General features: G+C 31.3%; 7 protein-coding genes and 1 pseudogene. 2 read left to right on the top strand and 6 right to left on the bottom strand.

What is annotated here, in order from left to right:
* Positions 1-711 precede the first annotated feature (711 nt).
* The 4 genes and pseudogenes from V7183_RS09145 to V7183_RS09130 all read right to left on the bottom strand — a co-directional run bounded on the left by V7183_RS09145 (position 712) and on the right by V7183_RS09130 (position 3069).
* Positions 712-1059, bottom strand: a complete 348-nt coding sequence (locus V7183_RS09145) for a hypothetical protein (protein ID WP_335359271.1) — start codon at positions 1057-1059, stop codon at positions 712-714.
* An 11-nt stretch (positions 1060-1070) separates the two neighbouring features.
* A complete protein-coding gene (locus V7183_RS09140; protein ID WP_097899775.1) occupies positions 1071-1559 on the bottom strand; it encodes an Imm6 family immunity protein in 489 nt (162 codons plus the stop codon).
* 134 nt (positions 1560-1693) lie between these two features.
* Positions 1694-1822 (bottom strand): annotated as a pseudogene (locus V7183_RS09135) (phosphotransferase family protein); the annotation flags it as partial.
* A gap of 77 nt (positions 1823-1899) precedes the next feature.
* Positions 1900-3069, bottom strand: a complete 1170-nt coding sequence (locus tag V7183_RS09130; protein WP_335359270.1) for an MFS transporter — start codon at positions 3067-3069, stop codon at positions 1900-1902.
* Positions 3070-3281: 212 nt separating this feature from the next.
* Here V7183_RS09130 and V7183_RS09125 point away from each other — a divergent pair, with 212 nt between their 5' ends.
* Together V7183_RS09125 and V7183_RS09120 are read left to right on the top strand one after the other, a co-directional pair.
* Positions 3282-3434: a hypothetical protein gene (locus tag V7183_RS09125; RefSeq protein ID WP_154724622.1), complete on the top strand. Its 153-nt coding sequence runs from the start codon at positions 3282-3284 to the stop codon at positions 3432-3434.
* Between the two features lie 150 nt (positions 3435-3584).
* On the top strand, positions 3585-4241 hold the full coding sequence (locus tag V7183_RS09120; protein WP_335359269.1) for a L,D-transpeptidase family protein: 657 nt from the start codon (positions 3585-3587) through the stop codon (positions 4239-4241).
* 181 nt (positions 4242-4422) lie between these two features.
* On the opposite strand, the gene rfbG is transcribed toward V7183_RS09120, so the two are convergent.
* The gene (gene rfbG, locus V7183_RS09115) at positions 4423-5511 is read right to left on the bottom strand and encodes a CDP-glucose 4,6-dehydratase (RefSeq protein WP_335359273.1); all 1089 of its coding nucleotides are present in this window, start codon (positions 5509-5511) and stop codon (positions 4423-4425) included.
* Between the two features lie 26 nt (positions 5512-5537).
* On the bottom strand, positions 5538-6497 hold the full coding sequence (locus V7183_RS09110; protein ID WP_335359272.1) for an NAD-dependent epimerase/dehydratase family protein: 960 nt from the start codon (positions 6495-6497) through the stop codon (positions 5538-5540).
* Positions 6498-6776 lie beyond the last annotated feature (279 nt).

Genomic DNA, 6776 nt, shown 5'->3' with positions numbered 1-6776 from the left:
TTCTTGAACTAATGGAAGTACTCCACCTACAAATTTTAAAATTGCCATTGCGATTGTCATATTATGTCCTCCTTTTTTCTTGAGTAGTAAGATGTAATAAATCTTTATACCCCTATTATAGTAAGCACTTGCAAATTCATCAATACATTTTAATATGCAATAATTCATATTTGTATTTTTGGGTCTCGCTACACATCCATCAACTTAAAAATATTAACTACCTCCAAGTGTAAAAAAGCGTTATACTTTCTAATAATCCTTTAAAATCGATGCAGTGACCTCTTATAGAAAAAACTCCAGTTTATCAGCATTAGGCTTTTAAATACGAGACTATCAAATTCCAACCAAATGGGATGCGACATTTACAGCGTTATAAGGTGGAGTTACTAAAGAAAAACAAACTAGATGGAGTGCGATGAACGATGAAAAAAATTCTTGCTATATTTGTCCTATCTGTCAGTTTACTTGTAGGTGGTATCGTATTGATTGATATAAAAAAGACAGTTCCTCAATCGGATGTCTCCAAAAAAGAAAAGAAGTCTATGTTTAAGGAAACAAACGATCCTATTATGTTAAAAGACAACTTTCAATCTGGATTAGAAAAATGGAAAATAGCTATCAACGACTCGGAAAACCGTACCAATCTAGATACTGACACGATCTCGCAGCGTGTACATGTAGTAGATGGAAATACCCATTTTATAATCCCACTTAATTTATATAATCCTCCCCAAACATTAGATTATCGATTTCTTCCCTGTATTTTGCAATCCCTTCTATTGTCTCAATTGAATTTCTTACCATTTCAAGTGTAATCAATGCTTCATCTTCATACATTTTTATACTTGCTCCCATTGCAATTAATTCCTCAGCAGATTTCACTAAAGATTTCAATTGATCTGCATCATCATAATTGCATTCCATTACAGGTTTTTCTGTTTTCATATTTTGTTTTATCTCACTTATCGATTTAGATGTTTTCTTTCTAATCAAAGGAAGATACTTATTAGAATTCGAATCATTAAGCACCACTAAATTCACAGTAACCACAGCTATCATCCCTCCCCTAATTAAAATTCTATTATTCCATCACTTGTTACTTGAAAAGTAGACAAAAGACTTTGTTGCATAGATTGGATTTCTTCCTTCGTAATAAAGGTAGTCTCGATAGCACTTTCTATTACAATTTCTAAATGCTCTTCTTTGATGCCCTCTAATGTTTGTGGTAAATATTTTGTTTTTTCCCTTATATACGCTTTCCATGCCGTATAAGCAACTATATCAACTAATGAAGACCATAATCTCGCAATTCTTAAATCTTCTTCATCTTCAGCAAACTCAAATATACTTGTACAATCTGCATTATCTATCAACTCATACAAATCATCACCAGATACTCCTTTACTTTCAACCCAAATCCAACATTTATCTAAAGCATCTCTTCCTGCTAGATATCTCTCATCGTCTTTTTTTATAGTTTGAAAGATTTTTTCAGCAATAGTCAAAATAAATGCAACCTTTACATCATCCTCTAAAGGATAGATTAAATTACAGTCCATATGTCACCTCTGATGTAACAACTATTTATTCGTGGAAACTTTACACCTATTTCTTTTGCAGCTTCATATATATCTTTTGTAGAAACAGGTTCATCTACTGATCTCCATTTCACACAACTCATCTAATCCCCTCAAAACACAATATTTTGTACTCCATTTCCTACTACTTTTAATTCTTGAACAGCCAATTCTTTATATTCTCGACTCAATATAGTTTTTAATTTTGCCCTTAGTTCTTCTGTTTTCGAACGTATATTAACCATTTTATCCCCCGATTCGCAAGTTATTTACAATCGTAATAGCATCTATGGCTAATCTTCCAGGTGTATTTCCCTTCACTTTAATACATTTGCTTTTTCATATTTCCAATCGTAGTAAAGCTAGCCAATATTAAGATAGAAAATAAAAACAAAATATTATTTACTCCCATATGAGTTATTAAAATACCAGTTAATAGAGCCGATGATATCTTAACAAATGATGCTAGAATTGTTCTTAAGCCTATTACTCTGCCAATATATTCTGTTGTAGTATTCAACTGTATTAACGTTTGCACAATAATCAAGTGCGACATGGTAAATAACCCCATTATAAATATACAAATAACGGCCGTTGTTTTATAGTCATTCAAATATAATAAAAAAGAAGATGTTGCCATACCCACCATCGTAATAAAAATAACTTTATGTTTAAACCTTTTTAAAAAATAGATAGCAATAAAACCTGCTATAATTCCTCCTACTGAAAATGCTATCTCAAATATTGAGTAGAGTCCGCTACCTCCTTCAAACTGTTCTGCAAGAGGTAATAATAAAGTTGTTGTCATTTGTATACTAATGCTATTCAAAATGGATAAAAACAGTAAGTATTTCATTCCTTCTGTTTGATTAATAAAATGCCATCCCGATATTAATTCTGCAAGGTAGGATATTCTTGTATTCTTTATTTTTTTAGGGTTCATTCTTTTTAAAGAAGAAAAGAAAATAGCCGCAACTAAAAATGTTACAGAATTAATAAAGAAACTAGTAGCTAAAGAAAATTTGACTAGAAGTAACCCAGAAATACCAGTTCCCACTATTAATGCTGCTTCATTTAATGAAGATGCTTTTGATATGACAAATGGTATATCCTGATTACAGAATGCTTCCTTAATAAATGCAGAAGATGCGGGTTTGTAAACGGTATAGCAAACTGCTAATAAGAATTGCATAATGTAGAAAACAACTACTGATTCACATTTTATGAAAACAAGAATTGCCATGATTAAAACAAGTACAAATCGAATACTATCTGTTAGAACAACAATATTTTTAGAATCATGATGATCTACATAAACAGACACAAAAGGTGTTAAAATGACACTTGGTATATAATAAATAGCAATCATTAATCCGATGGAAGTTGATTGTCCTGTTAAATGAAAAATATACCATAACAAAGCAATTTGTTGAATTCCATCCCCAAATCCGGTAATGCTAATCCCTAATAAATATTTCAATTTATTACTCATAAAATTACCCCTTATATAATAGTTACTTTCATTTTAGGTGCATCACTTCAACAGAGTAAATTACAACTTAATTATCTATATTTATAATTTATTCTTATAAGGTAATGATTTAATATCTCAATCAAAATAAAAGGATATTACATATTATAAGTGGCTAATATGTAATATCCTTAATTTTTTATGACTTTTTACAATTTAGGTTTTGATAACAAATGGCAAGTATACCGGATAAATTCGTCGGTATAAGAAACATAATGGAAGAGAAGGTGAAAGTATCACGTCCTATCGTTACACCGAAAGCCCAGGCGTGGATTAAAAATCAACTGTTTACTTCGTTACTAACTGATGAAGAAGGGACAGCATAACATCACTATCAAGCTAACAAAACAAAATTCCCCCTCAAATGAAAATCCATGACTATTCTCTCCTAAACTTCGCATACTAAACCAGATAAAGCCTCCATCATTAAGGGATTCATGACCCGAACTTTAAAACGTTAACTAGGTGAGTAGTGTATGAAGAAATGGTATTGTAAAATTTTAATTTTGCTCCTTGCTTTTCTTTGTTTTGCAACAAATATTGTTTGTGCGAAAATCAACGAATACAAAATCTACATTAATTTATGGACTAGCAAATTGTATTTCATTCAAAACAATAAAGTAATTGAGGAATATCCTATTTCTCCTGGGAAGGACCAGTCCCCTACTCCGATTGGTAAATTTCATATTACAAATAAATCAAAGGGATGGGGAAGTGGATTTGGATCGCGTTGGCTTGGATTAGATGTCCCATGGGGAAAATATGGCATACATGGGACCAATAAAGCTTGGTTAATTGGCGAAAGGGTTAGTAGTGGATGTATTCGTATGCACAATAAAAATGTTGAAAAACTATTTGATAAAATCCCAGTTGGTACTGAAGTTTACGTTGATGGGCCCATCACTGGTATAGGAAAACATGAATTTAAAACTTTATCTAGCAATTCACGAGGGAATTTAGTGCAAATTGTTCAATACAGATTAAAAACAGCAGGATATTATAAAGGAAAATGTCACGGAATTTATGACATATATACGGAGTTAGCAGTGAAACAATTTCAAAAGGAACAGAACCTTAAAATAACAGGTTTAATAACTCATAAAGAGTACATTCTTCTTGGGTTATTAGAATAGTTTATGTGATATCGCCAACAACACGATATAAAACCAATTTCAATACATTTTTGGGAAGATAACTACCTACTGTATATAGAGTTTATCCTCTTTTAGGTTTCTGTATATTAATAAAAGTCCTGTTATTTATTCTAAGTAGACATTTTTCCAGCAGTCTTCTGCAAACTATAAGTCTTGTTTCTTAAGACTGGCAATATTGCTTAATTTGGCTAATACATAAATTTCGTAGCCTTGTATGGGAATAAGTATGATAATTTTTATACCAGTCTACTGTATGTTTTAAAGTCTGTTGGAGAGACCATTTTGGTTCCCAATTTAATTTGAATTTCGCTTTACTTATATCAAGATTTAAGAATGTTGCTTCATGAAATTCGTCTTGCTTTTCATTTGGTAACACCCAATCTCCATATCCCCAAATTTTTATAATACCGGTAACAAGTTGTTTTACTGAAACCATATTATTTAGGGTTGGACCAAAGTTCCAAGCACCAGAAAAACGAACACCCTCCGTTAAAATTTTTTCAGTTAAAAGTAAGTATCCACTTAAAGGTTCTAAAACATGTTGCCAAGGTCTTATTGCATTAGGGTTTCTTATAACGATTTCACGATTTGATTCCAATGCTCGTATACAATCCGGTATAATCCTGTCTACAGACCAATCTCCCCCACCAATTACATTTCCAGCTCGAACACTTACAATTATTTTTTTATGCTGGTCATAATTTTTTTCTGGAAAGTATGAGTTACGATAAGATGAAATTAAAAGCTCGCAGCATCCCTTACTAGAGCTATATAGATCATATCCCCCCATTGGATCATTTTCACGATATCCCCAAACCCATTCACTATTTTCATAACACTTGTCACTCGTCACTATAATTCCTACCTTAGTTGATTCGTGTAAACGAATGGCTTCCAATATATTCATTGTTCCCATAACATTTATATCATACGTTTCTTTAGGAAAATCATAAGAATATTTCACAAGTGGCTGTGCGGCTAAATGAAATACAATTTCAGGCTTATGTTCTTCAAAGACCTTATTTAATTTATTAAAGTCTCTAATATCCCCACGAATATCAATTATGTCGTTTTGAAGATTTGTTACTATAAAATTATCTTTTTTATTTTTAGGATCTAAAGAATATCCAATTACAGTCGCACCTAACTCTTTTAACCAAATGGACAGCCAAGAACCTTTAAAACCTGTGTGTCCCGTAATTAATACTTTCTTTCCACGAAATACATTATTAAAGCCATCCCTTAACAATTCATTCACACCCTACCAATATATTTTCATGCATTCAGATATAAATGTGCATTATGCTTATACCAATTAACAGTCTTAATAATACCCTCTTCAATACTTATTCTTGGCTCCCAGGAAAGCATGGTTTTAATTTTGTTAATGTTTGGTTCAGGAATCCATCGTTCATTAGTTCTATAGGGTAATGCACCATAATTAGGGCTTTTATTTGTCTGTAAGTGTTTAAAGAGTAATTCTACATAATGTTTTAAAGGATGGATTTCACCACTTCCAATATTAAAAATTTCATTTTGTATAGAATTATGTTCAATTACTAATATACATGCATCTATAATATTATCTATATAACAGTAATCTCTTAGTTGGTTACATAAAGTTAAGTCTACATTTTTACCCTGCAATACTTGTAAAATAATATAACTAAAAATTTTATGTGATTCTTCACCTTCTCCGAATATTCCAAAGGGCCTTAAAGTTATAAGATTTATATTTTGATCAGCAGCAATTTGATGAGCAAGTATGGTAGCTGCGGCTTTGCTACTTCCATAAATGTCTACTGGTGTGAGTACCATGTCTTCCTGAATAGGTTCTGTCTTATTCCCATATTCAGAACTGCTTCCAATATTAATAATTTTACGGCACTCTATAAATTTTGTTGCTTGAATAATATTAATTGTACCTAAAACATTCGTTTCAATAGCACTCATGTAATCTGTATTGGCTGAATTTACTCCATAAGCAGCAAGATGAAAAATATAATCTGGGTGAATCTGTTTTATCATATCTTGAACTTGCATTTTATCTCGTATATCTATCTCATAAACTTTGATATTTCTTAGTACATCTTTAAGACTCCAAGAACTCGATGATTTTCTTGCGAAAACAACAACGTTTGCTTGTAAGTTTAACAACCTTCTTACTAAATGAGAGCCAATAAATCCAAATCCACCAGTTATAAGAAAAGTTTTATTTTTAAAATCATTAATCATATACATTGAATCTCAACCTCTCCTTTCAAGTAATTTTCAATTAAAGGAGATAAATAGTTACATTTATTAGTTTATATATACTTCAAGGGATAATGTCACTTACATGAAAAGTGGAAATGGATTTCATCTGAGCTGCAAAGAGGAGTATTGTAAATAATTTTTTATTGAAGATTCATCTACCGGTCTAGTAAATAAAGGCGTAAGAGAGTCTCCAAAAGCATTATAAAGTAAAAGACATGTTTTTCTTATCTTTTCAATATAAGGAATATATATATACTT

The organism is Bacillus sp. JJ1127 (genome assembly GCF_036965845.1).
GTDB lineage: Bacteria > Bacillota > Bacilli > Bacillales > Bacillaceae_G > Bacillus_A.
The sequence above is the reverse complement of the archived record's forward strand: the minus strand, read 5'-3'. Positions and strand labels throughout refer to the sequence as shown.